Below are 24,375 nucleotides of genomic sequence, written 5' to 3' on the forward strand. Positions count from 1 at the left end.
TTGAGAGCACTGCTCTTGCTTTGGATCAGCGATCTCGTGCACACTGCTCTCGAGCGAGAGCACCGCTCTCTCATACTCTGGGAGTCACCATGACGTCGCCGTACTACCTCAAGGGCAGCCCGCTGAACGTCCGCCTCAACAGCGTCATCGGCTGGCTGGCCCGGCGCGGGCTCAGCATCGCGGGCACGGCGGAGATGTCCGTACGCGGGCGCAAGAGCGGCAAGATGCAGCGCATCCCGGTCAATCCGCACACCTACGACGGCACGCGGTACCTCGTCTCGGCCCGCGGCCACTCCCAGTGGGTGCGCAACATGCGCGCCGCCGGCGGCGGGGAGCTGCGCGTGGGGCGCAAGTTCCGTGAGTTCACCGCGGTGGAGCTTCCCGACGCGGAGAAGCTCCCGATCCTGCGGACCTACCTGGAGAAGTGGGGCTGGGAGGTCAACCAGTACTTCCAGGGGATCACGGCGAAGTCCTCCGACGAGGAGATCATCGCCTGCGCGCCGGACCACCCCGTCTTCCGGATCAGCATCAAGAAGTGACCCGGGCCGGTCGTCAGGAAGTGGCCTCTTCGCTCGCCGGCGCCGGGCGGCGGTCCAGCGCCGTCAGGGCACGCTGGGCCATCGGGTGGGTGCGGACGATCTCCCCCAGCGAGGTCGAACCGCGGGTGATGTCCATGAACGCTTTCCAGGCCGGCCGGAACCCGGTCAGCGCCGCGTGGAACAGACCGGGACGGCGCTCGAACACCATCAGCAGCCGCTTGCCGACGCTCATCTCGACGCCGAGGCCCGCCTTGACCGCGAAGGCGTAGTTCAGGGCCTGGCGCCGGGTGTCCACGGCGTCGTGCGCCTCGGCGATCCGCACCGCCCACTCCCCCGCGAGCCGCCCCGACCGCAGCGCGAACGAGATCCCCTCGCGCGTCCACGGCTCCAGCAGGCCCGCCGCGTCACCGCACACCAGCACGCGCCCGCGGGACAGCGGCGAGTCGTCGGCGCGGCAACGCGTCAAGTGGCCGGAGGAGATGCTCGGTTCGAACCCGGCGAGCCCGAGCCGCCCGATGAACTCCTCCAAGTACCGCTTCGTGGCGGCCCCTTCACCGCGCGCCGAGATCACCCCGACCGTGAGCGTGTCGCCCTTCGGGAACACCCAGCCGTAACTGCCGGGAATCGGCCCCCAGTCGATGAGGACCCGCCCCTTCCAGTCCTCGGCGACCGTCTCCGGCACCGGGATCTCCGCCTCCAGGCCGAGATCCACCTGGTCGAGCTTCACCCCGACGTGTGCTCCTATCCGGCTGGCGCTGCCGTCCGCGCCGACCACGGCCCGCGCGAGCAGCGTCTCGCCGCCCTGCAGGACGACGGCGACCGTGCGCCGGTCCGGCACCGTCGAGCCGTGCTGCTCGACGCGCTGCACGGTGACGCCGGTGCGCAGCTCGGCGCCCGCCTTCTGCGCGTGCTCGACCAGCTGCTGGTCGAACTCGGGCCGGTTGATCAGCCCGAACAGCATCTGCTTGGAGCGACGGGTCCGGGTGAAGCGGCCGTTGTTCGAGAACGTCACCGCGTGCACCCGGTCCCGGAAGGGCACGTCGAAACCGGGCGGGAGAGCGTCGCGCGAGGGGCCGATGATGCCGCCGCCGCAGGTCTTGTAGCGCGGCAGCTCCGCCTTCTCCAGCAACAGCACGCGCCGCCCGGCCACAGCCGCCGCATACGCGGCCGAGGCTCCCGCGGGCCCCGCGCCCACCACGACGACGTCCCACACCCGCTGCACATCGTCCGCCGAAGAGTTCTCGCTGCTCACGATGGTCTACTGCTCCCGATCAAGCCGCCGCCTGCTGCTGTCTCCCGCATCCTACGGCGGGCATCGTCGCAGCCCGCTGTGGGAGGATCACAGCACTCATACGTACAACGTCGCACCCACAAGGAGCGTGCCCATGTCGTCGAATCCGGTCGCCGAGACCGTCGCCTCGCTGATGCCGCGGGCGAAGGCGGAGCTCACCGAGCTGGTGGCCTTCAAGTCGGTGGCGGACTTCGACCAGTTCCCGAAGAGCGAGAGCGAGGGCGCCGCCCGCTGGGTCGCCGACGCGCTGCGCGCGGAGGGCTTCGAGGACGTGGCCCTGCTCGACACTCCCGACGGCACGCAGTCGGTGTACGGCTACCTGCCCGGCCCCGAGGGCGCGAAGACGGTCCTGCTGTACGCCCACTACGACGTGCAGCCCCCGCTGGACGAGGCCGCCTGGAGCACCCCGCCCTTCGAGCTGACCGAGCGCGACGGCCGCTGGTACGGGCGCGGGTCCGCCGACTGCAAGGGCGGCGTGATCATGCACCTGCTCGCCCTGCGCGCGCTCAAGGCGAACGGCGGCATACCGGTCCACGTCAAGGTGATCGCCGAGGGCTCGGAGGAGATGGGCACGGGCGGCCTTGAGCGGTACGCCGAACAGCACCCGGACCTGCTGGAGGCCGACACCATCGTGATCGGCGACGCGGGCAACTTCCGCGTCGGCCTGCCGACGGTGACGTCGACCCTGCGCGGCATGACCATGGTCCGCGTGCAGATCGACACGCTCGAAGGCAACCTGCACTCCGGCCAGTTCGGTGGCGCCGCGCCCGACGCGCTCGGCGCGCTGATCCGCGTACTGGACTCACTGCGCGCGGAGGACGGCTCGACGACGGTGGACGGGCTGACCGGCGAGTCGTCGTGGGAGGGCCTGCAGTACGACGAGGAGCAGTTCCGCACGGACGCCAAGGTCCTCGACGGCGTCCGGCTGATCGGCTCCGGCACGGTCGCCGACCGCATCTGGGCACGCCCCGCGGTCACGGTGCTCGGCATCGACTGCCCGCCGGTCGTCGGCGCGACCCCCTCTGTACAGGCGAGCGCCCGCGCCCTGATCAGCCTCCGCGTGCCGCCGGGCGTGGACGCCGCCGAGGCGACCAAGCTGCTGCAGGCCCACCTGGAGACGCACACGCCGTGGGGCGCCCGGGTGCGCACCGAGCAGATCGGCCAGGGTCAGGCGTTCCGCGCCGACACGAGCAGCCCGGCGTACCAGGCCATGGCGGACGCGATGGCGGTGGCGTACCCCGGCCAGGAGATGCAGTACGCCGGCCAGGGCGGCTCCATCCCCCTGTGCAACACCCTCGCCGCCCTCTACCCCCACGCGGAGATCCTCCTGATCGGCCTGAGCGAGCCGGAGGCCCAGATCCACGCGGTGAACGAGAGCGTGTCCCCGGAGGAGCTGGAGCGGCTTTCGGTCACCGAGGCGCTGTTCCTGCGCAATTACGCGGCGAGTTGAGCCAGGTGCGGCCCGAGGGAGTCCCTCGGGCCGCCGCCGACTTACCTGCAAGGCCTGCTTCAGGACGTCGGAATCCCGGCCTCCAGATAGAGCGCCGCCCCGCGCTCCCGCGCCCGCAGCGCCCAGCGCAGCCGCTCGTAGCGCACCGGTGGCAGCAGGTCGGCGGCCTCCTCCTCGGTCACGAAGCGCCAGTCGCGCAGCTCGGGGCCGGGCAGCAGAAGGCGTTCGGCCTCCGTGGAGTCGAGGTGGCCGCCGTCGAAGAGGAGGCGCAGGCCGCCGTAACCGGGGGGCAAGGGCCGCTCCCAGTCGACGACGAGCAGCCGCGGCACGTCGTCCAGCCGTATCCCCGTCTCCTCGGCGACCTCGCGCATCCCCGCGCGCGCGGGTGCCTCGCCGGGTTCGACGACGCCGCCGGGGAACTCCCAGCCGGCCTTGTAGGTGGGGTCGACGAGCAGCACCCGGTCCTGCTCATCGAAGAGGAGGACCCCGGAGGCGACGGTCTCGGCGGTGGGCTCGGGCGTCTGCACGATGTCGCAGACGGGGACCGTACCGCTGCCGACGGACTCGGCGATCCGGACAGCCGTCTCGTACGGGGTCAGGCCGCCGTTGTCGACGGGATACGCGTCCGCGGTGAGCCAGGAGGCGAGTGCGGTGCGGTACGGCTCGATGTGGTCGTACGACCACTGCCGGACCCGCATTTCGCCGTCGGGCAGGTCGGGCGGGATGTCCCGCCCGGCTATTCGCCCCCGCAGGATCGTTTCCGCCGGGGCGAGGAGGACATGCTGGACGGTGATACGGCGGGCGGCGAGACCGCCGAAGATCTCGTCGCGGTACTCCTGACGCAGCAGCGTCATCGGGACCACGAGGGTCCCGCCGAGCTCGGCGAGCAGCGCGGCCGCCGTGTCGATCACGAGACGCCGCCAGATCGGCAGGTCCTGGAAGTCACCGACCTCGGTGAGGTGTTTGGGCGGAAGCAGGTGGGTGAGCGCTCCGCCGATGACCTCGGGGTCGAAGAGCGTGCTGTTCGGGATCAGCTCGATCAGTTCCCGTGCGGTGGTGGTCTTCCCCGCACCGAACGCGCCGTTGATCCAGACGATCACGTTGCCCCCTCTTCTGTTGGCCCCCTGTGGCTTGCCCGCTCCACCCTGCCACGGAAACCAGCTCCAGTAGAGGGCGCATGAATCGCATGAATACGGCGCCGGATCCCCTCGGGTGCGGGGATACCGGCGCCGCTTGATCGGTCGATGGTGCTCGTCAGCGCTTCTTCCCGTGGGGCGCGTTGTTCACGGCCTTGTCCGTTTCGCGGTTGATGGCCCGGCCTACGGTGTTCAGGGCCTGGTCCACACTGACGCCGGCGAGCTTGGTCTCACCGCCGGTCAGCTTGGTCTCCGCGCCCGCGCCGGGGAGCCCGGCGCCGGGGAGACCGACGGCGGGGGACGTGTTGGCGTGCGACGGCGTGACGGCCGCGACGACGAATCCGGTGGCCAGGGAGGCGATGGCAAGCATGCTGCGCTTCTTCATGACCGATTCAACTGAGAAACGCAGCGAGAGTCACGCCCGACCTCGGGACGATCGGGACAGTGCCGGACGTCCCGCCTCGGGCCGGCCCGCATCGGGCCGACGCAGCCGCACCCGCTGGGCGAGATCCTCGGCCGCCGCCGGCCACCGGTCGTACTCGAAGGTGAACCCCTCGTCGAGCAGCCGGCCAGGCACGACACGTCGGCTCTTGAGCAGCAGCTCGGTGTCGGAGCGCAGCGCGAACGCGCCGATCTCGGCCATCCACTTCGTGGCGGGCAGGCCGACGGGGACACCCCACGCGGAGCGCAGCGCCCGCATGAACGCACGCTGCGGCAGGGGTTCGGGGGCGGCGAGGTTCACCGGCCCGGTGAGATCGTCCCGGTCGATCAGGAAGTCGACCGCGCGGACGAAGTCGCGGTCGTGGATCCAGGAGACGTACTGCGCGCCGCCCGCGACGGGGCCGCCGAGGCCCAGGCGCGCCAGGCCGAGCAGAACGTCGAGCACGCCGCCGCGATCGGGGCTCATCACCATGGCCGAGCGCAGGGCGACCTTACGGGTGTGCGGAGTGTCGGCCTCCTCCTGCGCCCGCTCCCACGCCTTGGCGATCTTGATGCTGTACGCCCAGTAGTCCGGCACACCGGCCTCGTCACCGCCAATGACGCCCGTCGCCTCGTCGTTGGGCGCGTCGAAGCGATGGGCGTAGATGGTGGCCGTACTCATCTGCAGCCAGACCCGGGGCGGCTGGGCGGCCTGCGCGATCGCCTCGCCCACGACCTGGGTGGAGCGCACCCGCGAATCCATCATGGCCTGCAGATTGGACGGGGTGTAGCGGCAGCTGACGCTGCGGCCCGCCAGGTTGATCACGATATCGCTGCCGTCGATCACCGTGGCCCACTGATCCAATGTCTCACCGTCCCAGCGGACTTCCCGGTCACGCGTGGGCCGTCTGGTCAGGACGACCACGTCGTGGCCCGCGGCGGTCAGCGTGCGGTTCAGGATGGTGCCCACCTGCCCGGTTCCCCCGGGGATCACTATCTTCATCGACTCCCCCATCTCGTGTGAGGACGAGCCTAGCGCAGATATTGAACATGTTCAAAAAAATTAGCCGGGCCGGGCCTCCTCGAAGAACCTCAGGACTTCACACTCCGCCGCTCGACTTCCAACACAGTCCGACAGGTTCTACCGTGGGCAGAGCATGACGCGTACATGCAGTCATCCCACCTTTGCAGGTTCGGAGGAACGTAACGATGCGTCACCTTCACACCCGCACAACCCGCACGAGAGTGGTCGGAGCACTCGCCGCGGCTCTGCTGTGCGCGGCGGGACTCGCCGCGCCCACGGCCACCGCGTCCCCCGTCGCGCCGGCGCTGGACGACGGCCTGGCCTTGACCCCGCCCATGGGCTTCAACAACTGGAACTCCACGCACTGCCGGGCCGAGTTCAACGAGTCCATGGTCAAGGGGGTCGCGGACATCTTCGTCGAGAAGGGCCTCAAGGACGCCGGATACGAGTACGTCAACCTCGACGACTGCTGGGCCCTGCCCTCCAGGGACGCGAACGGAAAGCTCGTGCCCGACCCGGTCCGCTTTCCGAGCGGCATCAAGGCCGTCGCGGACTACGTCCACTCCAAGGGACTGAAATTCGGCATCTACACCAGCGCGGGCACCAAGACCTGCAACAGCGCGGGTTTCCCGGGCGCGCTGGGCCATGAGTACAGCGACGCCCAGCAGTTCGCGGACTGGGGCGTGGACTACCTCAAGTACGACAACTGCAACAACCAGGGCGTGGACGCCAAGCTGCGCTACACGACCATGCGCGACGCCCTCAGGGCGACCGGTCGGCCCATCGTCTACAGCATCTGCGAGTGGGGCCAGAACAAGCCCTGGGAATGGGCGGCCGACGTCGGCCATCTGTGGCGCACGACCGGCGACATCAGCGACACCTGGGGCTCGATGCTGGCGATCCTCAAGAAGAACCTGCCGCTCGCGCCGTACGCCGGCCCCGGCCGCTGGAACGACCCCGACATGCTGGAGGTCGGCAACGGCGGCATGACCGGCACCGAGTACCGCTCGCACTTCTCGATGTGGGCGATCATGGCCGCCCCGCTCCTCATCGGATCCGACCTGCGGTCGGCCTCCCAGGAGACCTTCGAGATCCTCGGCAACCGCGAGGTCATCGCGGTCGACCAGGACCCGCTGGGCAAGCAGGGCACGGTGATCTCCTCCGAGGGCGGGCGGTGGGTCGTCGCCAAGGAGATGCGGGACGGCAGCCGCGCGGTGGCGCTCTTCAACGAGTCCGGCACCGCCCAGCGCATCAGCACGAGCGCCACGGCGGTCGGCCTGCCCGCCGCCGACGCGTACACGCTGCGCGATCTGTGGCAGCACCGCAGCTACAACACCGCGGGCACGATCTCGGCGACCGTCCCGGCCCACGGCACGGTCCTCGTGCGCGTCGCCGCCGACCCCGCATGGGCCAAGAATCCGCCCGCCGTCGAACTCGGCCTGGAGGGCAGCCCGTTCGCCGAGGCGGGCAAGCCGGCCGCACTGACGTCGACGGTCACCGACCTCGGCCGTACGACGGCCCAGCGCGTCTCCGTCAGCCTGTCCGGGCCCGAGGGGTGGGCCGTGAAGGCGACGTCACCGACCACCTCACCGGCGCTCCCGACGGGCCGCTCCCTGCGCACCGGGTGGACGATCACCGCGCCGCAGGGGACGCCGACGGGGTCGTACGGCCTGACGCTCAAGGCCAGTTATCGCTCGCCGGCCGGCGTCCGTGTCGAGAGTGCGGTGCCGCTGACCCTCTCCGTGGTGGTGCCGCCTCCCTCGGGGACGTCCGGACTCGGTGACCTCCCGTGGCTCTCGGCCACCAATGGCTGGGGCCCCGTCGAGCGCAACACGAGCAACGGGGAGAGCGCCGCGGGTGACGGCCGTCCGATCACCATCGGAGGGGTGGTGTACGGCAAGGGGCTGGGCGTTCATGCGGAGAGTGCCGTGGAGTACTACACGGGCGGCGCCTGCGAGACGGTCAGGGCCGATGTCGGCGTCGACGACGAGAAGGGCGCCGACGGCACCGTCGCCTTCGAGATCTGGGCCGACGGCACGAAGTCCGCCTCGACCGGCACCCTCACCAACGCGATGCCGGCCCAGCCGATCACGGCCGACGTGACCGGCGCCCAGATCGTCCGGCTCGTGGTGAGTGACGGCGGCGACGGCATCGACTCGGATCACGCGGACTGGGCTGACGTGCGGGTGAGTTGCTGAGTGACGGTACTCAGGCCGGGCGGAGGGGGGTAAGGGACCGTGTGTGGTTTCTGGGCGAGTGATCTCGCCCCCGCCGCCCTTACCCGTCCCATCCCGGGGGCTGCGCCCCCGGACCCCCGCTCGGCCCTGAACGGGCCTCGTCCTCAAACGCCGGACGGGCTGATTGTTGCCGACCGGCGCTGGAATGTACTCCCGGCCGAGCGCAGGCGCGTACCCCCGGCCGAGCGCAGCTGCGTACTCCCCGGCCGAGCGCATCCGCGTGCGCTCGGCCGCCGGGTCAGCTCGGCTCGACCGCGGCGGCCCGGCACGCGCGCCACCCGCGCCACCCGGCTGCACCCGCGCCACCCGCGCCACCCGCGCCACCCGCGCCACCCGCGCCACCCGCGCCAGCGTGGCCCCTACCGCCCACAAACGCCTGAAGGCGGCCCGGTCGGCGAATGCGACCGCACCGCCGACAGCGCCCAGCGCGTCGGCGCACGGCCAACGCACCCGCCCAATGTCGGGCCGGGCCGTCCGCAAGACGTCCCTCGACCGCCGCTCCCGCCCGGCAGCGCCGTCCGCGGGAGCGGGGGAACGTTCCTGCCGCGCCCCTCAGACCGGCGCCGCGTCCGTCCTCCCGGCCAGGGCCGCCGCCGCGGCCCCGACCAGACCGGCGTCCGTGCCCATCTGGGCCGGTGTGATCGTCAGGCGCTGGACGAAGGACAGGGTGGCGTAGTCGTGGAGCGCCTTGCGCAGCGGCGTGAAGAGCACGTCGCCCGCCTTGCCCACTCCCCCGCCGATCACGGCGATGTCGATCTCGACGAGGGTCGCGGTGGCCGCGATCCCGGCCGCCAGGGCCTGCGCGGCGCGTTCGAAGGAGGCCACGGCGACCGGGTCACCGTCCCGCGCGGCCGCGGCCACAGCGGCGGCGGACGTGTCCCCGTCCGGGCCGGGTCGCCAGCCGTTCTCCAGGGCCCGCCGGGCGATGTTGGGCCCGCTGGCGATGCGCTCCACACAGCCGCGCGAACCGCACGGGCACAGGTCGCCCTCCAGGTCGACGCTGATGTGACCGATGTGGCCGGCGTTGCCGGTCGGGCCGGGGTGCAGGCGGCCGTTCAGGACCAGGCCCCCGCCGACGCCCGTGGAGACGACCATGCACAGGGCGTTGTCATGGCCCCGGGCCGCTCCCTGCCAGTGCTCGGCCGCCGTGATGGCCACGCCGTCGCCGATAAGCTCCACGGGCAGGCCGCCCGCCGCCTCCCGGACCCGCCGGACCAGCGGATAGTCGCGCCAGCCGGGCACGTTCACCGGACTCACCGTGCCCGCCGAGGCGTCCACCGGGCCCGCGCTGCCGATGCCGAGGGCCGAGGCGCGCCCCCACAGCGGCGATGCGCTGAGCTCGCCGACGACGTCCTCGACGGCCCGCATCACCGTCTCGCCGTCCTCCCGTGCCGGCGTCGCGCGCTGAGCCCGGAGCACGATCGTGCCGTGGCCGTCCACCAGCGCTCCGGCGATCTTCGTACCGCCGATGTCGAGCGCAGCCACGAGGTCGGTGTGCATCAGTGTCAGTTCTCCCCGTCAACCATTCGGATCTCCCCGTCAACCACGGGAAATGGGCGAGCCGGTCTCGCGGTGGGGGCGCAGGCCGGAGATTGCGGTGGACAGTGTCCCCTGGATCTGACAACGTTGTCCAGGGTCTATTGTCGACGCCACATCCTCATACAAACCCATGGACCGACGCATCCCCGTGGACGACAGGACAGGACACCGCATCGTGCCCGAGACCATCCGCCGATCCGACCGCCTTCACGAGAACCGCTACGGCAACCGTCCGACCATGAAGGACGTCGCGGCGCGTGCCGGAGTCGGTCTGAAGACCGTCTCGCGCGTGGTCAACGGGGAGCCGGGGGTCACCCCGGAGACGGAGCGCCGCGTCCAGGAGGCCATCGACGCGCTGGGCTTTCGCCGCAACGACAGCGCGCGGGTACTGCGCAAGGGCCGTACGGCGAGCATCGGCCTGGTCCTGGAGGATCTCGCGGACCCGTTCTACGGCCCGCTGAGCCGGGCGGTCGAGGAGGTCGCCCGGGCGCACGGCGCGCTGCTCATCAACGGCTCCAGCGCCGAGGATCCGGACCGTGAGCAGGAACTGGCGCTGGCGTTGTGCGCGCGGCGGGTGGACGGGCTGGTGATCATTCCGGCCGGTGACGACCACCGGTACCTGGAGCCCGAGCTCAAGGCGGGCGTCGCCACCGTCTTCGTCGACCGTCCGGCGGGCAAGATCGACGCCGACTGCGTCCTGTCCGACAACTACGGCGGCGCCCGGGACGGCGTCGCCCATCTCATCGCCCACGGCCACCGCCGGATCGGCTTCATCGGCGACATGCCCCGCATCCACACGGCGGCCGAGCGGCTGCGCGGCTACCGGGCCGCGATGGAGGACGCGGGCATACCGGTGGAGGACTCCTGGATGTCCCTGGGCGTCACGGACCCGGAGCGGGTACGCCGGGCGGCCGAGGAGATGCTCTCCGGCCCCTCCCCCGTCACCGCGATCTTCGCGGGCAACAACCGGGTGACGGTCACCGTGATCCGTGTCCTCGCCGAGCAGACGCGCCGCGTCGCCCTCGTCGGCTTCGACGACATCGAGCTCGCCGACCTGCTGCAGCCCGGCGTCACCGTCGTCGCGCAGGACGCGGCGGCGATCGGCCGCACCGCCGCGGAACGCCTGTTCCGCCAGCTGGACGGCACCCTGGTCACCCCGGAGCGCATCGAACTGCCGACGCGGCTGATCACCCGGGGCTCGGGCGAGCTGCCGCCGGCGGACTGAGCGGCCCGTGGCGGACCGCACACTGGAGGCGCAAGGCCTGGCCGAGGCGCCGCGCGAGCATCCCCTGCTCTACCCGGGCGCGTGGCCCGAGGACTCCGGCCTCCTCGACGGGAACCGACTGCTGCCCCTCGACCGGCTGGTGTACGACGACCGAGTGCCGGTTCTCGCGTTCGGCTCCAACGCCTGTCCGGGCCAACTCCGGTACAAGATGGCCGAGTTCAGGATCACGGCTCCCATTCCGATGGTGAAGGCGCGGGTCACGGGCGTCGAGGTCGGCGTCTCCGCGCATGTGAGCCGTATGGGCTACGTGTCGGCCTCTCCCTTCAGCGCACCGGAGGTCGTACGGGAGTTGTTCCTCACCTGGCTCGACGCCGAGCAGTTGGCGGTCATCGACGCGAGCGAGGGGGTGCCGCTGCCGAACGGCAACTACCACCGCGCCTGGCTGGCCGCGCCCGAAGTCCAGGTCGTTCTGGCGGACGGCACGGCGCTTCCGGGTGCATTCGCGTACGTCAACCGCCGTGGGGTGCTGCACAACGGGAACGGCGGGCCGCGCACCCACCTGGGTCAGCGGGCCCTGCTCACCGAACTCCTCGGGACGTCGGCCCGCTTACGGGAGCTGTTCGGTGTCACACCCGAGGAGTTCGTCGCGCGGGCGCGTGCCGACGCGCTGCTGTGCGAGCGGGGCACCCGGCTGCTGGCGGAGGAGAAGCTGGTGACGGCCTCCGGCCTGGAGAAATGCGTACAGGTTCAGCAGACCGGGAGTCCGGGCACGGGCTCGTCGTTGTTGCCGCCCTCGATGTAGACGTCGCTGACGAAGACGTTCGTGTTGCCTCTGTCGTCGTCCGTCTTGGCCCACCAGACGTTGGTCCACTCGTCGTATGTCTCGCGGCGGCCCAGGTTCTGCTGGCAGTAGAAATAGTTGGTGCCCGCGTTGAGGACGCCGACCTCGGTGCCGGAGGCGGTGTAGGACTTGGCGGTCTTCCAGACCTGGCAGTTGTACTTGCCGCCGCCGATGGAGGTGCAGGACGCGCCGGGTGTGGTGCTTCCGCCTCCGCCCGTGGTTCCGCCCCCGCCGGTGGTTCCTCCGCCGCCCGTCGTACCGCCGTCGCCGGAACCGCCGCCCGTGCCGCCCCCGTTGGTACCGCCCCCGCCCGAGGTCTTGGTCGGGGACGAGGTGGTGGGCCGGTCCGTGGGTTTACTTCCCGCCGTGCGGCTCGGGGACTTGGTCGCGCCGGGGGACTTCTCGTCGTCGCTCTTCTCGGTCAGGCCGGCGCCTCCCGAGCGGTCGGCGTCGGGGCTGCCGGTCGCCGGGGCGGAGGTGACCGTGGAGGTGACGGAAGAGGTGTCCTGCGCCTCGCCCTTGGCGTCGTCGGTGGTGTTCAGCAGGGCGACGGTGACCCCGCTCGCCGCGAGGACGACGGTCACGGCCGCGGCAGCGAGCAGGGCGCGGCCCTTGCGTCGGGAGGAGGTGCCGGAGGACGTGGCCATCGGGCCGGTGGCGCGCAGGTCGTGCGGGGGCGGGCTGCCGGAGCCCTGCGGGGGCCCGCCGTGCGGCCCCGGCGCACTGCCGTACGTCGACACGTCCGGCCGGCCCGGGGCGCCGTGTTCGTGTGCGGCCGGACCGGGATGATGGCCGGCGGAGGCGAAACCCTGCGCCGGCGTGCTTCCCGCAGGAGTCGCAGGGCCGTTCGCACCCTGCCCTGCTGTCCCGAAGCGCGGTGCTCCGGGCAGGTCCGACGCGGGCACGCCCTGCCCCGGCGTGTCCCCGCCCTGAGCGTGCGGCGCTGCCTGTGCCTGGCCGCCGTACGCCTGCCCGACGGGCTCCGTGGGCCCGGCTGCCCCGAATCCCTGTCCGCCGGCATTCGGTGCCGTCGGGGGGCCGGGCGGAGGCGGCACCGAGGGGACGCTGCGCTCCGTCTCGTCCCGCGCCGGCCCGGAGCCCTCCGGCCCCCGCAGCGCCGCCGTCGGCACGTCCGAGCCGTCCGAGTCCGCTACCGCCTGGAGGAGTTCGCGTGCCTCTTGGGCCTCGGGACGGGACTCGGGTCTCTTGTCCATGAGCCGCTGGAGGACGGGGCCGAGCGGCCCGGCGTTGCGAGGCTCCGGCAGGGGCTCGGAGACGATCGCGGTGAGCGTGGAGAAGGTCGACGTACGGCGGAAGGGCGCGGAGCCCTCCACCGCCGCGTACAGGGTGGCGCCCAGGGCCCAGACGTCCGAGGAGGGGCCCGGATCAGCGCCCTGGGCGCGCTCGGGGGCCAAGTAGTCCAGGGAACCGACGAGATGGCCGGTGCGGGTCAGATGGGTGGCCGAGCCGTCGCCCGGGTCGTCCATCGTCGCGATGCCGAAGTCCGTGAGCACGACGCGGCCGGAGGTCTCCAGCAGGATGTTGCCGGGCTTGACGTCACGGTGCAGGACCCCGGCCCGGTGGGCGGCGGCCAGCGCGTCCATGACCTTGGCGCCGATTCCGGCCGCCTCACGCGGGTCGAGAGTGCCGCGCTCGCGCAGCACTGCTTCCAGGGAAGGGCCGTCGACCAGCTCCATGACGATCAGCGGGCGTCCGTCGACCTCGGCGACGTCGTGCACCGCGACCACACCGGTGTGCCGGACCCTGGCCGCCGCGCGGGCCTCGCGCTGCATCCGCAGCCGCAGGTCCGCGAGTTCGGGCCCGTCGGCGTCGCTGTAGGTGCGCAGTTCCTTGACGGCGACCTCACGGCCGAGGACCTCGTCGACAGCTCTCCAGACGACACCCATGCCGCCGCGCCCGAGCTGGGCCACGACCCGATAGCGCCCGGCCAGCAGCCGGCCGGCCTCGTCCGTCTGTCCGTACTCCCCCGAAGACACGGCTGCCCCGTTCCTGTGACACGTCAATGCGTGCCGTACAGACTACGGGGCAGCAGTGACAGGGTGGGCCGGTGGTGGCGTCTGTGACCGGCCCGCTACGTGGCGACCGTCGGTGCTACTTGGCCGAGACCGTCAGATCGCCGCGTCGGGGCGCCGCGAAGCCCTCCAGGTCGGCACGGGTCAGGCCGGTCAGGCGGGCGACCTCGGCGATGTCGAGGGCGCCGCAGTCCAGTCCGCGCAGCAGATATCCGCTGAGGGCCTTGGCGGTGGCGGGCTCATCCATGACGTCGCCGCCGACCCGGCCCGCGTACCGGGCGAGGCGGGCGGCCGCCTGCTCGAAGCCCTCGCGGTAGAAGGCGAAGACGGCCGCGTAACGGGTCGGGATGTGACCGGGGTGCATGTCCCAGCCCTGGTAGTAGGCGCGGGCCAGGGCGCGGCGGGTGAGGCCGTAGTGCAGTCGCCAGGCGTCATGGACCTTCTCGGTCGGGCCGACCGGCAGGACGTTCGTCGAGCCGTCCGAGACGCGCACGCCGGTGCCCGCGGCCGCGACCTGCATGATCGCCTTGGCGTGGTCGGCGGCCGGGTGGTCGCTGGCCTGGTAGGCGGCGGAGACGCCGAGGCAGGCGCTGTAGTCGAAGGTGCCGTAGTGCAGGCCCGTGGCACGCCCCTCGGCGGCCTGGATCATGCGGGCGACGGTGGCGGTGCCGTCGGTGGCGATGATGGACTGACTGGTCTCGATCTGGATCTCGAAGCCGATCCGGCCGGGGTCGAGCCCGCGCGCCTTCTCGAAGGCCTCGAGGAGCCGCACCATGGCGGTGACCTGCTCGGGGTACGTCACCTTGGGAAGGGTGAGCACCAGCCCGTCGGGCAGTCCGCCGGCCTCCATCAGGCCGGTGAGGAAGATGTCGAGGGTGCGGATGCCCCGGTCGCGTACCGGCGCCTCCATGCACTTCATGCGGATGCCCATGTACGGCGCCGCCGTGCCGTTCTCGTACGCCTCGGCGATCAGCCGTGCCGCGCGGGCGGCCGCCTCGTCCTCCTCGGCGTCCGGGCGGGGGCCGTAGCCGTCCTCGAAGTCGACGCGCAGGTCCTCGATGGGCTCGCGCTCCAGCTTGGCGCGCACGCGCGCGTGGACGGGCTCGGCGAGTTCGTCGGACAGGCCGAGAACGGCGGCGAAGGAGGCGGCGTCCGGGGCGTGTTCGTCGAGGAGCGCGAGGGCCTGGTCGCCCCAGGAGCGGATGGTGTCGGCGGCGAAGACGTCGCCGGGGACGTAGACGGTGTGGACGGGCTGGCGGGTGCCGGGGTCTCCGGGGTAGCGACGCTCCAGCTCGGCGTCGACCGGCGCGAGGGAGGCGCTGATCTCCTCGCTGACGGCGCCCGCGAGGCTCGTCGCCACCTTCTCCTGCTGGCCCTGGCCCATCCCACATCCTCCTGATTTCCGCTATACGAAATCAACATTCCGTAGAACGAAGTTATCCGGGGACCTTCCTCCTGGTCAACACCGTGTCCACGGGGAGTCACTCCCCCATCTCGCCATGTTCACGCCCATCTCAGGACGCGGTATCACACTTCCATACGCACGCCCCGCACGACTCGTCCGGCAGTTCCCAGCGAAGGAGCCTCAGTGCCGCACCACAGCCGAGTCACGCGCCGTCTGGGCCTGAAGGCCGCGTTAGCCGCGGCGGTCACCGCGCCCCTCTCCAGTACAGCACTGCCCACGTCCGCCGCCTCGGCGGGCGAGCGTCCGTCCCGCCGCCACCTCCGGGTGATGTCCTTCAACCTGCGCTTCGCGAGTACCACGGAGCCCCACAGCTGGACCGTGCGCAGACCGGTGATGCGCGAGCTGCTGCGCCGCGAGGCCCCGCACGTCATCGGAACGCAGGAAGGCATCTTCGCGCAGCTGCTCGACATCGACTCCGACCTCGGCCCGCGCTACGACTGGGTGGGCACCGGCCGACTGCACGGCAGCCGCGACGAGTCCATGGCGGTCTTCTACGACTCGCGCCGTCTGCGCCCGACCGAGTACGACCACTTCTGGCTCTCCGGCACCCCGGGCGTGATCGGCTCCAACACCTGGGGCGCGGCCTTCCCCCGTATGGTCACCTGGGTCCGCTTCCGCGATCTGGCCGACGGCGGACGGGAGTTCTACGTCATCAACACCCACTTCGACCATGTGAGCCAGTACGCGCGCGAGCTCAGCGCCTTGCTGATCGCCGATCGGATCGCCGGGTTCGACCGCTCCCTGCCGGTCGTGGTGACCGGGGACTTCAATGTCGCCGCCCACAAGAACGCGGTGTACGACACCCTGCTCGGCGCCGGTCTCGTCGACACCTGGGACACCGCACGCGAGCGCAGCGCGCTGTACGCGACCTTCCACGGCTACAAGCCACTGACGCCGAACGGCGACCGCATCGACTGGGTCCTGACCACGCCCGGTGTCACCGCGCACCGCGCGACGATCAACACGTTCTCCGACGACGGCCAGTTCCCGAGCGACCATCTGCCCGTGCAGGCGTCGCTGAGCCTGGGATGAGCCGAGGCCCCCGTGACCGTCGGTACGGTCACGGGGGCCTCGATGCGCCTGTCCGGGATCAGCCCTTGCGGGTCTTGATCTCCTCGGTGAGCTGCGGGACGACGTCGAAGAGGTCGCCGACCACGCCGAAGTCGACCAGCTCGAAGATCGGGGCCTCGGCGTCCTTGTTGATCGCCACGATCGTCTTCGAGGTCTGCATGCCCGCGCGGTGCTGGATCGCGCCGGAGATGCCGGAGGCGATGTACAGCTGCGGGGACACGCTCTTGCCGGTCTGGCCGACCTGGTTGGTGTGCGGGTACCAGCCCGCGTCCACCGCGGCACGCGAGGCACCGACGGCCGCACCGAGGGAGTCGGCGAGGGCCTCGATGATCGCGAAGTTCTCCGCACCGTTGACGCCACGGCCACCGGAGACCACGATCGCGGCCTCGGTCAGCTCCGGACGACCCGTCGACTCACGCGGCGTGCGGCCGGTGACCTTGGTGCCGGTGGCCTGGGCGGAGAAGGTGACGGACAGCGCCTCGACCGCGCCGGCGGCCGGGGCGGCCTCCACGGCGGCCGAGTTCGGCTTGACCGTGATGACCGGGGTGCCCTTGGAGACACGGGACTTGGTGGTGAAGGACGCGGCGAACACCGACTGGGTGGCCACCGGGCCCTCGTCGCCGGCCTCCAGGTCGACGGCGTCGGTGATGATGCCGGAGCCGATGCGCAGCGCCAGACGGGCGGCGATCTCCTTGCCCTCGGCGGAGGAAGGAACGAGGACGGCGGCCGGGGAGACGGCCTCGACCGCGGCCTGGAGCGCGTCGACCTTCGGCACGACCAGGTAGTCGGCGTACTCGGACGCCTCGTGGGTGAGGACCTTGACCGCGCCGTGCTCGGCGAGGGTGGCGGCGGTGCCGGCGGCGCCGTTGCCCAGCGCGACGGCCACGGGCTCGCCGACGCGGCGGGCCAGGGTCAGCAGCTCCAGGGTGGGCTTGCGGACGGCACCGTCCACGTGGTCGACGTAGACGAGAACTTCAGCCATGGGAATGCTCTCCTGCGGAAATTGCGAAGTCTTAAGGGGCGGAAGGGGTGGTGAGCCTCAAGCGGGCCGGCGCCCCTTAGATGAACTTCTGGCTCGCGAGGAACTCAGCGAGCTGCTTGCCGCCCTCGCCCTCGTCCTTGACGATCGTGCCGGCGGTGCGGGCCGGGCGCTCGGCCGCGGCGTCCACGACGGTGTAGGCACCCTCGAGACCGACCTCCTCGGCCTCGATGTCCAGGTCGGACAGGTCCCAGGACTCCACCGGCTTCTTCTTGGCGGCCATGATGCCCTTGAAGGACGGGTAGCGCGCCTCGCCCGACTGGTCGGTGACCGACACGACGGCCGGCAGGGCGGCCTCGAGCTGCTCGGAGGCGGCGTCGCCGTCCCGGCGGCCCTTGACGGTGCCGTCCTCGACGGAGACCTCGGACAGCAGGGTGACCTGCGGGACGCCCAGACGCTCGGCGAGCAGGGCCGGTACGACGCCCATGGTGCCGTCGGTGGAGGCCATGCCGGAGATGACCAGGTCGTAGCCGGCCTTCTCGATCGCCTTGGCCAGCACCAGGGAGGTGCCGATGGCGTCGGTGCCGTGCAGGTCGTCGTCCTCGACGTGGATGGCCTTGTCGGCGCCCATGGACAGCGCCTTGCGCAGGGCGTCCTTGGCGTCCTCGGGGCCCACCGTCAGGACGGTGATCTCCACGTCGTCGTCGGAGTTCTCGGAGATCTGCAGCGCCTGCTCGACCGCGTACTCGTCGAGCTCGGAGAGCAGACCGTCCACGTCGTCCCGGTCGACGGTCAGGTCATCGGCGAAGTGCCGGTCGCCAGTGGCGTCGGGCACGTACTTCACAGTGACAACGATCCTCAAGCTCACGCCGGCTCTCCTACTGCGTCGACATTTCTCTGCTGCCTACTTGCAGGCAGCATAGGCGCCCCAAGTGGCCGTTCCCGCTCGGGGCGACCCGCGCTCCGAGCGAAATATTACTCGTCAGTACACCCAGTTCGTTCCCGCTAAGCAAGCGCTTTGAACTGTGAGCTGTGCAACGCAGCGTAATCGGAATTCGACGGCTTCGCAGAACGGCGGAGCGGCTGATCGGTCACATCGGCACGGTGAGGTCAGTCACGCAGGCCGTTGAACCGGCCCTGGTGATAAAGGAGGGGACGCCCGGGGCCGGTGGGGTCACCGAGGACGACCTCGGCCAGCACGATCCGGTGATCGCCCGCGGGCACGCGCGCCACGATCCGGCACACCATCCAGGCCAGGACGTCGTCGAGGAGGGGGACGCCTTCGGGACCCTCGCGCCACGCGGTGGGCGGGCCGAAGCGGTCGGCCCCGCTGCGGGCGAAGGTGGTGGCCAGCTCCTGTTGGTGCTCGCCGAGTACGTGGACGCCGACATGGTCCGCCCCGGCTATCGCCGGCCAGCTGGAGGCACCGGTGCCGATGCCGAAGGAGAGCATCGGGGGCTCGGCGGAGACGGAGGTGAGGGAGGTGGCGGTGAAGCCGACCGGGCCCGTCTCCCCGCGGGCGGTGATCACGGCCACTCCGGCGGCATGACGCCGGAAGAGGGAGCGGAGCAGGTCGGGAGAGGCGAGCTGGGTGGTGTCGAGGCCGGACGTGGCCGTCATGGAGTTGTCCTTCTGCGAGGGGAGGCGTGCGGACCGGGGGCTGTTCAACAGCCCGGACAGCGCGCGCTCGCGGTGCGGGCCAGGTCGACGTGGGCCCGTCCGAAGAGAAGGAGTTCCTCAGGCATACGGTCAGGCTGACGATAGGTGGTGCGCACAGTCAAGTAGGTCCCATCATGTGGGAGATGACTCACCCTCTGGTCACAGCACCTCAGACGGCCTCCCCCAGTGCGGCGATCACGTCCGCCTTGCGCGGCTGACCGGTGGCCCGCCGTACGACGTTGCCCTCGGCGTCGAGGACCAGCACGGTCGGCGTCTTGAGGATGTCGAGCCGGCGGACGAGGTCCAGATGGTCCTCGGCGTCGATCTCGACGTGGGTCACGCCCGGGACCATGCCGGCCACCTCGCCGAGCACACGCCGGGTGGCCCGGCAGGGCGCGCAGAAGGCGCTGGAGAACTGCACGAGCGTGGCACGCTCGCCCAACTCCTCGCCCAACTCGGCCGCCCCGAGCCGCTTTCCGTCGTCGCGCCCGCGCACCCGCACTCTCCCGCTCCGCCGTCGCTGCAGCACTCCGTAGGCGCTCGCCGCCGCGACCACCACCACGCACACCACCAGTCCGGTCATCATCTGCTCAAGCATTCACGAGACTGCAAAGATTCCCGACTCCCCGGAAGGCTTTCCGTTGCGGAATGCTTGATTCATGGACATCGATGTGAGGGGGCCGCGCTTCGGGGCGGCCGTGACGACCGTGGTGCTCGCGGCCGTGCTGGTCACCGGGAGCGCCTGGCTGCTGGCCTGGCAGACGCTGGCGTTCGCCCTGGGCGCGGCGGGCGGGGTGGGCCGTTCGCCGTACGGCTGGCTGTTCCGCAAGGTCGTACGGCCACGGATCGGGCCGCCGACCGAGTTCGAGGCGCCGGAACCGCCGCGGTTCGCGCAGGCGGTGGGGCTGGTCTTCGCCGGCATCGGACTGGTCGGCTACACGCTCGGTCCGGTCTGGCTGGGTCTCGCCGCCACCGGGGCCGCGCTCGCGGCAGCCTTTCTGAACGCCGTCTTCGGTTACTGCCTGGGCTGCGAGATGTACCTGCTCGTGCGGCGGGTGGCGGTGCGCGCAGAGTAAAGGCACGGCCAAAATCCGAGGTGGATCACGGGTGGGACGTGACGAGGATCTCGCCATTCCCCGGCACTTGGGCTTGGCCCTCGGGCGTTCTTGGGGCACGATCTGCGACATGCCGTAAACCTACGGCTGCGTAACTTTTCCACTGGGAGCCTCCTTCCCAGGCAGAGAAGGAAGGGTCCACCCCGTCCATGGCAGAGCTTGTCTACCGCCCCGTCGTCGGTTTCGCCCAGACCCTGTTCAAGGTGTGGGACCTCAAGATCGACTGCAAGGGGTCGGAGAACATTCCGCGCTCGGGCGGCGCCGTGCTGGTGAGCAACCACATCAGCTATCTGGACTTCGTCTTCAACGGGCTGGCGGCGCTCCCGCAGAAACGTCTCGTTCGCTTCATGGCGAAGGAGTCCGTCTTCCGGCACAAGATCTCCGGTCCGCTGATGCGCGGCATGAAGCATATTCCTGTGGACCGCAAGCAGGGCGAGGCCGCGTACGCCCACGCGCTGGACTCGCTGAAGTCCGGCGAGATCGTCGGGGTCTTCCCGGAGGCCACTATCTCGCAGTCGTTCACGCTGAAGAGCTTCAAGTCGGGTGCCGCGCGGCTGGCCCAGGAGGCCGGTGTGCCGCTGATCCCGATGGCCGTGTGGGGGACGCAGCGGCTGTGGACCAAGGGCCAGCCGCGCAACTTCAAGCGGAGCCACATCCCGATCACGATCCGGGTCGGCGAGGCGATCGAGGCGTCCAAGGACAAGTACGCGGGTGCGATCACCCGGCAGCTGCGCGAGCGCGTCCAGGAACTCCTGGAGGCCGCCCAGCGCGCCTACCCGGTGCGCCCGAAGGACGCCAACGACACCTGGTGGATGCCGGCCCACCTGGGCGGTACGGCACCGACGCCGGAGCAGGTCCGGGAGGCCGACGCGCGCTGAGCGCGGAGACCGGTCGGCGTTCGGCGGAACGCCGTTTCTGCCGACGTCAATTGAAGTAGTGGCCTGCTTCCAGGTCCGCCAGGAGCCCCTGCTGCGCGGGCTGCCAGCCCAGCAGCTCGCGGGTGAACGCGCTGGAGGCCGGGGCGTCCGCCGTGAAGAAGGTGCCGAGCCAGCCGAAGTGGCCCGCCGCCTGCTCGCGAGGGATCGAGGTCACCGGCAGGTTCAGGTGACGCCCGATGACCTGGGCGATGTCGCGCACCGGGACACCCTCCTCGTCGATGCCGTGCAGCCTGCTGCCGGCGGGAGCCTTCTCCAGGGCCGACCGGAAGAGGCGGGCGGCATCGACCCGATGCACGGCGGGCCAGCGGTTGGAGCCGTCGCCCGGATAAGCAGAGACGCCCTTCTCACGGGCGATCTCTATCAGGTGCGGGACGAAGCCGTGGTCGCCCTCGCCGTGCACCGAAGGCGGGAGCCGCACCACCGAGACACGTACGCCCCGCTCGGTGAACGCCAAAGCGGCCTGCTCCGACTTGCGGGGCACCGCGTGCGTCCCCGGACCGACCACGTCCTCCTCCGTGGCGGGGCGGCCCGACGCGAGGCCCATGGCGCCGGCGGTGACGACGAAGGGGCGGTCGCTGCCCGCGAGCGCCTCGCCCATCGCCTCGATGGCCCGCTGGTCGGCCTGTGCTGCGGCCGGGTAGTTCGAGAAGTCGTGGATGAACGCCAGATGGGCGACGCCGTCCACCTGGCCGGCCGCCTCTCGCAGGGCGTCGAGGTCGTCGAGGTCACCTCGGTGCACCTCGACCCCGGCCTCCTTCAGCGCCGCGGCGGAATGGTCCGATCGAGCCAGACCCAGGACCTGATGCCCGGCTTCCAGCAGGTCGCGGACGACGGCGGACCCGATGAACCCGGTCGCGCCGGTGACGAAGACACGCACAGGAGAGCACTCCTTCAGCAAGGGAAGTCAGAAGGCCCGGACGATCCCGGGCCGGTGACTCCACCCTGCGAGCAGAAGGCACCCCAGGTCCAAGTCCCGTTTCGCAGCGGGCCATACGTTTCAGGCATCACCCCAGCCCACGGCCGGTGATGAGGCGTACGTTGGAGAAATGCCCCAGTCGCCGCAGCCTCCGCCGGACCTCGATCTGCGCCTCGTGCGCTACTTCACGGTCGTCGCCGAGCACGGCCACTTCGGCCGCGCCGCCGAGACGTTGCGCGTCGCCCAGCCGTCGCTGAGCCGGCAGATCCGTCGGCTGGAGCAGGAACTGGGCGCCCGCCTGCTCGACCGCACCCCGCGCGGCACCCGGCTCACCGAGGCCGGGGAGGTCTTCCTGCCTCGCGCGCGGGCGCTGCTGCGGTCGGCCGCCGAGGCCACGGCACGCACCCGGGCCGCTGCCCGGCCCAGCAGGTTCACGGTCGGCTACACCACGACCCTCATCGTCACCCCGGCCGTACGGGCGCTGCGCCGCCGCCGTCCCGATGCCGAGGTGCACGCCGTACACCTGCCCTGGGACGAGACGCATGCGGCCCTGCTCGACCACCGGGTGGACGCGGTGGTGACGCGGCTGCCGCTGGTGACCGACGGGCTGGAGGTGACGGTCCTCCACGACGAGCCGCGGGTGCTGATGGTGCCGCTGGACCACCGGCTGGCCGGCAAGGAGTCGGTGACCCTGGACGACATCGCCGACGAGCCCATGCCGCGGGTGCGGGACAACCCGGTGTGGAACGCCTACTGGCGCATCGATCCGCGGCCCGATGGGCGCCCTGCTCCGGACGGTCCGCTGGTGGACGCCATGGAGGACAAGTACGAGCTGATCGCCGACGGTCAGGCCGTGGCGATCGTCCCGGCAACCCCGCGCGTGCACACCCTCCGCCCCGACCTGACCACGATCCCGCTGGAGGGCGTCGACCCGAGCCGCGTCGTCCTGGCGACACGCGCCGGCGACCGCGGCAGGCTGGTGGCGGACTTCCGCAAGTGCGCCCGGGACACGCTCGGACGCCCGGACCACACGGCAGCCGTCACGACGCAGCAGGACGTACCGTGATCCGCGCCCCGGGGCTGAACTTCTCGAGCAGCTCGGCGAGTTCGGCCGCCGCGGCCTCGACCTCGGCGACCGGCATCGGGGCCATGCTCTCCAGCAGGAAGACGCCGGACGTGGTCTCCTCGGTGAGCCGGGTGCGCGGCCCCTGGCGCCAGTTCCAGCGGCGGCAGGTCACGCCCGCGTCGTCGCGCCAGACCACCTCGCCGGCGTCGGGGTGCTCCACGACCTCCTCGCCACCGGCCACGGTCACGAAGTCCTCGTCCCCGGTGGCGCGCACCAGCCGCATCCCGCCCTGGATGCGGTCGATGTCCTCGCCGCCGACGGGGATGAGGTGGGCGACGCTGATGGCGTTGTAGACGTCGACGAGGACGTTGATGCGCGGCAGCCCGGCCTCCGACAGAGCCCGCTTGGCCAGCGCCTCCGCCGAGTTGCGGGTGCGTGAGGGCTTGGAGCCGAACGCCGTGTAGACCTCCCGCCAGGCCGCCATGTGCGGGTCCTCGTGCGGGGCGCGCCCGTCCAGGCGTACGGCGAGCCGACGGGCCGCGTCGTCGAGGAGCGCGGAACTGGCGTCCGTGCTCGGTCCGTTGACCAGCCCGTGCGCCTCGACGGCGACGTGCGTGAAGCCGGGCGCGAGGGCGCGCACCTCGTCGGACACGGTCAGGGAGAGGGTCATCGCCTGCCTCAGAGTGCGGTGGGGAGGGTCTTCCAGAGGTACGGCCGGTCCGGTGCGGCCTGGAGGGCGCTCAGTACGGCCGGGTGCGGTTCAGCGTACAGGACTGGGTAGTCCAGCTCGTTGGACTCGGGGTCGGGTACGAAGGCCAGGCGTTCGCCGTCCAGGGAGAACTGGGCGTCGACGCCCGGTTTGTTGCCGCGTGGATCCTGGCGGTGCCAGGCCCCGTTGAACCGTACGGCGACCAGTCCGTGCACGACGTCGAACTTCTGGTAGCACAGCGCCGTGGGGATGTCCTCGGCCCGCAGCAGAGCGGCGAGTGCGTGGGCCTTGGCGTAGCAGATGCCGGTTCCCTGCTCCAGGACGTCGGAGGCGCGCCAGGTGACGCGGAGGTCCCCGGAGTCCTGAGAGTGCGGAATGGTGTCTCGCACGAACTCGAACGCCGCCTGCGCATAGTCATACGAGTCCGCCACCTCTTCGGCGAGCCTGGCGGCCGTCACGCGGACGAGCGGATGGTGATGGTCGATCACGTCGTCAGCCGCCAAGTAAGCGGACAGGCCGGGGGTTTCCTGGATCATCTGCATGCCCGCAGAGCGTAGGCGCGAATCCAGGCACGAGTCAATTGATTTACTGTTCACCGCATACCTATGCAGGCTACCCTGGTCGCGCCGATCAGAACGGCTGAACATCGCCGCAACCAGATGCCCGGCTACAACCTCTCTCGCCTGCCGCGGGTCTCGGCCACGGACCGGATCATCGAGAAG

23 protein-coding genes are annotated in these 24,375 nt (G+C 71.1%); 9 read left to right on the top strand and 14 right to left on the bottom strand.

Translation table 11 applies throughout. The annotated features are described in order from the left end of the window. Positions 1-89: 89 nt before the first annotated feature. Positions 90-539, top strand: a complete 450-nt coding sequence (locus ACQEV2_RS04355) for a nitroreductase family deazaflavin-dependent oxidoreductase (protein ID WP_433036688.1) — start codon at positions 90-92, stop codon at positions 537-539. A 13-nt stretch (positions 540-552) separates the two neighbouring features. On the opposite strand, the gene ACQEV2_RS04360 is transcribed toward ACQEV2_RS04355, so the two are convergent. Beyond that, complete coding sequence (locus ACQEV2_RS04360; protein ID WP_433036690.1) at positions 553-1,791, bottom strand: geranylgeranyl reductase family protein; 1,239 nt, start codon at positions 1,789-1,791, stop codon at positions 553-555. Between the two features lie 133 nt (positions 1,792-1,924). Here ACQEV2_RS04360 and ACQEV2_RS04365 point away from each other — a divergent pair, with 133 nt between their 5' ends. Further along, complete coding sequence (locus ACQEV2_RS04365) at positions 1,925-3,280, top strand: dipeptidase (protein ID WP_433036692.1); 1,356 nt, start codon at positions 1,925-1,927, stop codon at positions 3,278-3,280. Positions 3,281-3,339: 59 nt separating this feature from the next. On the opposite strand, the gene ACQEV2_RS04370 is transcribed toward ACQEV2_RS04365, so the two are convergent. The 3 genes from ACQEV2_RS04370 to ACQEV2_RS04380 all read right to left on the bottom strand — a co-directional run bounded on the left by ACQEV2_RS04370 (position 3,340) and on the right by ACQEV2_RS04380 (position 5,839). Continuing rightward, the gene (locus tag ACQEV2_RS04370; RefSeq protein WP_433036694.1) at positions 3,340-4,380 is read right to left on the bottom strand and encodes an NUDIX hydrolase; all 1,041 of its coding nucleotides are present in this window, start codon (positions 4,378-4,380) and stop codon (positions 3,340-3,342) included. Positions 4,381-4,534: 154 nt separating this feature from the next. Next, positions 4,535-4,801, bottom strand: coding sequence for a hypothetical protein (locus ACQEV2_RS04375; protein WP_433036696.1), 267 nt, complete (start codon positions 4,799-4,801; stop codon positions 4,535-4,537). Positions 4,802-4,831: 30 nt separating this feature from the next. Next, positions 4,832-5,839 carry a TIGR01777 family oxidoreductase gene (locus tag ACQEV2_RS04380; RefSeq protein WP_433036698.1) on the bottom strand — a complete coding sequence of 336 codons (1,008 nt, stop codon included), beginning with the start codon at positions 5,837-5,839 and terminating at the stop codon, positions 4,832-4,834. 206 nt (positions 5,840-6,045) lie between these two features. Here ACQEV2_RS04380 and ACQEV2_RS04385 point away from each other — a divergent pair, with 206 nt between their 5' ends. Further along, on the top strand, positions 6,046-8,058 hold the full coding sequence (locus ACQEV2_RS04385; protein WP_433036700.1) for an NPCBM/NEW2 domain-containing protein: 2,013 nt from the start codon (positions 6,046-6,048) through the stop codon (positions 8,056-8,058). A 591-nt stretch (positions 8,059-8,649) separates the two neighbouring features. On the opposite strand, the gene ACQEV2_RS04390 is transcribed toward ACQEV2_RS04385, so the two are convergent. Next, complete coding sequence (locus ACQEV2_RS04390; RefSeq protein WP_433036702.1) at positions 8,650-9,597, bottom strand: ROK family protein; 948 nt, start codon at positions 9,595-9,597, stop codon at positions 8,650-8,652. A gap of 169 nt (positions 9,598-9,766) precedes the next feature. Here ACQEV2_RS04390 and ACQEV2_RS04395 point away from each other — a divergent pair, with 169 nt between their 5' ends. After that, positions 9,767-10,861 carry a LacI family DNA-binding transcriptional regulator gene (locus tag ACQEV2_RS04395; RefSeq protein WP_433036704.1) on the top strand — a complete coding sequence of 365 codons (1,095 nt, stop codon included), beginning with the start codon at positions 9,767-9,769 and terminating at the stop codon, positions 10,859-10,861. Between the two features lie 7 nt (positions 10,862-10,868). Further along, on the top strand, positions 10,869-11,663 hold the full coding sequence (locus tag ACQEV2_RS04400) for a hypothetical protein (protein WP_433036706.1): 795 nt from the start codon (positions 10,869-10,871) through the stop codon (positions 11,661-11,663). Here ACQEV2_RS04400 and ACQEV2_RS04405 read toward each other — a convergent pair. Beyond that, the gene (locus tag ACQEV2_RS04405; protein ID WP_433036708.1) at positions 11,609-13,699 is read right to left on the bottom strand and encodes a protein kinase domain-containing protein; all 2,091 of its coding nucleotides are present in this window, start codon (positions 13,697-13,699) and stop codon (positions 11,609-11,611) included. The two genes, ACQEV2_RS04400 and ACQEV2_RS04405, sit on opposite strands and share 55 nt — an antisense overlap. A gap of 115 nt (positions 13,700-13,814) precedes the next feature. After that, positions 13,815-15,119, bottom strand: a complete 1,305-nt coding sequence (locus ACQEV2_RS04410; protein WP_433036710.1) for a DUF6986 family protein — start codon at positions 15,117-15,119, stop codon at positions 13,815-13,817. A gap of 204 nt (positions 15,120-15,323) precedes the next feature. Here ACQEV2_RS04410 and ACQEV2_RS04415 point away from each other — a divergent pair, with 204 nt between their 5' ends. Continuing rightward, entirely contained in the window at positions 15,324-16,232 is a 909-nt protein-coding gene (locus ACQEV2_RS04415; protein ID WP_433036712.1) for an endonuclease/exonuclease/phosphatase family protein, read from the top strand. A gap of 58 nt (positions 16,233-16,290) precedes the next feature. Here ACQEV2_RS04415 and ACQEV2_RS04420 read toward each other — a convergent pair whose 3' ends face one another. The 4 genes from ACQEV2_RS04420 to ACQEV2_RS04435 all read right to left on the bottom strand — a co-directional run bounded on the left by ACQEV2_RS04420 (position 16,291) and on the right by ACQEV2_RS04435 (position 19,492). Then, positions 16,291-17,253 carry an electron transfer flavoprotein subunit alpha/FixB family protein gene (locus ACQEV2_RS04420; protein WP_433036714.1) on the bottom strand — a complete coding sequence of 321 codons (963 nt, stop codon included), beginning with the start codon at positions 17,251-17,253 and terminating at the stop codon, positions 16,291-16,293. 76 nt (positions 17,254-17,329) lie between these two features. Continuing rightward, positions 17,330-18,118 (bottom strand): electron transfer flavoprotein subunit beta/FixA family protein, encoded by a 789-nt coding sequence (locus ACQEV2_RS04425; protein WP_433036716.1) that lies wholly within the window; start codon positions 18,116-18,118, stop codon positions 17,330-17,332. A 242-nt stretch (positions 18,119-18,360) separates the two neighbouring features. Next, positions 18,361-18,870, bottom strand: a complete 510-nt coding sequence (locus tag ACQEV2_RS04430; RefSeq protein ID WP_433036718.1) for a flavin reductase family protein — start codon at positions 18,868-18,870, stop codon at positions 18,361-18,363. A 208-nt stretch (positions 18,871-19,078) separates the two neighbouring features. Then, positions 19,079-19,492, bottom strand: coding sequence for a TlpA family protein disulfide reductase (locus ACQEV2_RS04435; protein WP_433054193.1), 414 nt, complete (start codon positions 19,490-19,492; stop codon positions 19,079-19,081). A 76-nt stretch (positions 19,493-19,568) separates the two neighbouring features. Here ACQEV2_RS04435 and ACQEV2_RS04440 point away from each other — a divergent pair, with 76 nt between their 5' ends. Both ACQEV2_RS04440 and ACQEV2_RS04445 read left to right on the top strand, forming a co-directional pair. After that, the gene (locus tag ACQEV2_RS04440; protein ID WP_433036720.1) at positions 19,569-19,985 is read left to right on the top strand and encodes a DUF4395 domain-containing protein; all 417 of its coding nucleotides are present in this window, start codon (positions 19,569-19,571) and stop codon (positions 19,983-19,985) included. Between the two features lie 188 nt (positions 19,986-20,173). After that, positions 20,174-20,902, top strand: coding sequence for a lysophospholipid acyltransferase family protein (locus tag ACQEV2_RS04445; RefSeq protein ID WP_433036722.1), 729 nt, complete (start codon positions 20,174-20,176; stop codon positions 20,900-20,902). Positions 20,903-20,948: 46 nt separating this feature from the next. Here the strand turns inward: ACQEV2_RS04445 and ACQEV2_RS04450 are convergent, their stop codons facing one another. Beyond that, positions 20,949-21,839 carry an SDR family oxidoreductase gene (locus tag ACQEV2_RS04450; protein WP_433036724.1) on the bottom strand — a complete coding sequence of 297 codons (891 nt, stop codon included), beginning with the start codon at positions 21,837-21,839 and terminating at the stop codon, positions 20,949-20,951. A gap of 169 nt (positions 21,840-22,008) precedes the next feature. Between ACQEV2_RS04450 and ACQEV2_RS04455 the strand changes: the two genes are divergently transcribed. Continuing rightward, positions 22,009-22,944 carry a LysR family transcriptional regulator gene (locus tag ACQEV2_RS04455; RefSeq protein ID WP_433036726.1) on the top strand — a complete coding sequence of 312 codons (936 nt, stop codon included), beginning with the start codon at positions 22,009-22,011 and terminating at the stop codon, positions 22,942-22,944. On the opposite strand, the gene ACQEV2_RS04460 is transcribed toward ACQEV2_RS04455, so the two are convergent. Both ACQEV2_RS04460 and ACQEV2_RS04465 read right to left on the bottom strand, forming a co-directional pair. Then, positions 22,919-23,614: a B3/B4 domain-containing protein gene (locus ACQEV2_RS04460; protein ID WP_433036728.1), complete on the bottom strand. Its 696-nt coding sequence runs from the start codon at positions 23,612-23,614 to the stop codon at positions 22,919-22,921. The genes ACQEV2_RS04455 and ACQEV2_RS04460 overlap by 26 nt on opposite strands. Before the next feature lie 8 nt (positions 23,615-23,622). Further along, a complete protein-coding gene (locus ACQEV2_RS04465) occupies positions 23,623-24,195 on the bottom strand; it encodes a transglutaminase domain-containing protein (RefSeq protein WP_433036730.1) in 573 nt (190 codons plus the stop codon). Between the last annotated feature and the right edge of the window lie 180 nt (positions 24,196-24,375).

The organism is Streptomyces sp. CA-251387 (assembly GCF_050936625.1).
Lineage (GTDB): Bacteria > Actinomycetota > Actinomycetes > Streptomycetales > Streptomycetaceae > Streptomyces.

Coding starts and splice junctions, on each gene's coding strand:
- ACQEV2_RS04355 (WP_433036688.1), top strand. CDS start 90: ATGACGTCGCCGTACTACCTCAAGGGCAGCCCGCTGAACGTCCGCCTC.
- ACQEV2_RS04365 (WP_433036692.1), top strand. CDS start 1,925: ATGTCGTCGAATCCGGTCGCCGAGACCGTCGCCTCGCTGATGCCGCGG.
- ACQEV2_RS04375 (WP_433036696.1), bottom strand. CDS start 4,801: ATGAAGAAGCGCAGCATGCTTGCCATCGCCTCCCTGGCCACCGGATTC.
- ACQEV2_RS04380 (WP_433036698.1), bottom strand. CDS start 5,839: ATGAAGATAGTGATCCCCGGGGGAACCGGGCAGGTGGGCACCATCCTG.
- ACQEV2_RS04385 (WP_433036700.1), top strand. CDS start 6,046: ATGCGTCACCTTCACACCCGCACAACCCGCACGAGAGTGGTCGGAGCA.
- ACQEV2_RS04390 (WP_433036702.1), bottom strand. CDS start 9,597: ATGCACACCGACCTCGTGGCTGCGCTCGACATCGGCGGTACGAAGATC.
- ACQEV2_RS04395 (WP_433036704.1), top strand. CDS start 9,767: ATGGACCGACGCATCCCCGTGGACGACAGGACAGGACACCGCATCGTG.
- ACQEV2_RS04410 (WP_433036710.1), bottom strand. CDS start 15,119: ATGGGCCAGGGCCAGCAGGAGAAGGTGGCGACGAGCCTCGCGGGCGCC.
- ACQEV2_RS04420 (WP_433036714.1), bottom strand. CDS start 17,253: ATGGCTGAAGTTCTCGTCTACGTCGACCACGTGGACGGTGCCGTCCGC.
- ACQEV2_RS04430 (WP_433036718.1), bottom strand. CDS start 18,870: ATGACGGCCACGTCCGGCCTCGACACCACCCAGCTCGCCTCTCCCGAC.
- ACQEV2_RS04435 (WP_433054193.1), bottom strand. CDS start 19,492: ATGACCGGACTGGTGGTGTGCGTGGTGGTGGTCGCGGCGGCGAGCGCC.
- ACQEV2_RS04440 (WP_433036720.1), top strand. CDS start 19,569: ATGGACATCGATGTGAGGGGGCCGCGCTTCGGGGCGGCCGTGACGACC.
- ACQEV2_RS04445 (WP_433036722.1), top strand. CDS start 20,174: ATGGCAGAGCTTGTCTACCGCCCCGTCGTCGGTTTCGCCCAGACCCTG.
- ACQEV2_RS04455 (WP_433036726.1), top strand. CDS start 22,009: ATGCCCCAGTCGCCGCAGCCTCCGCCGGACCTCGATCTGCGCCTCGTG.
- ACQEV2_RS04460 (WP_433036728.1), bottom strand. CDS start 23,614: ATGACCCTCTCCCTGACCGTGTCCGACGAGGTGCGCGCCCTCGCGCCC.
- ACQEV2_RS04465 (WP_433036730.1), bottom strand. CDS start 24,195: ATGCAGATGATCCAGGAAACCCCCGGCCTGTCCGCTTACTTGGCGGCT.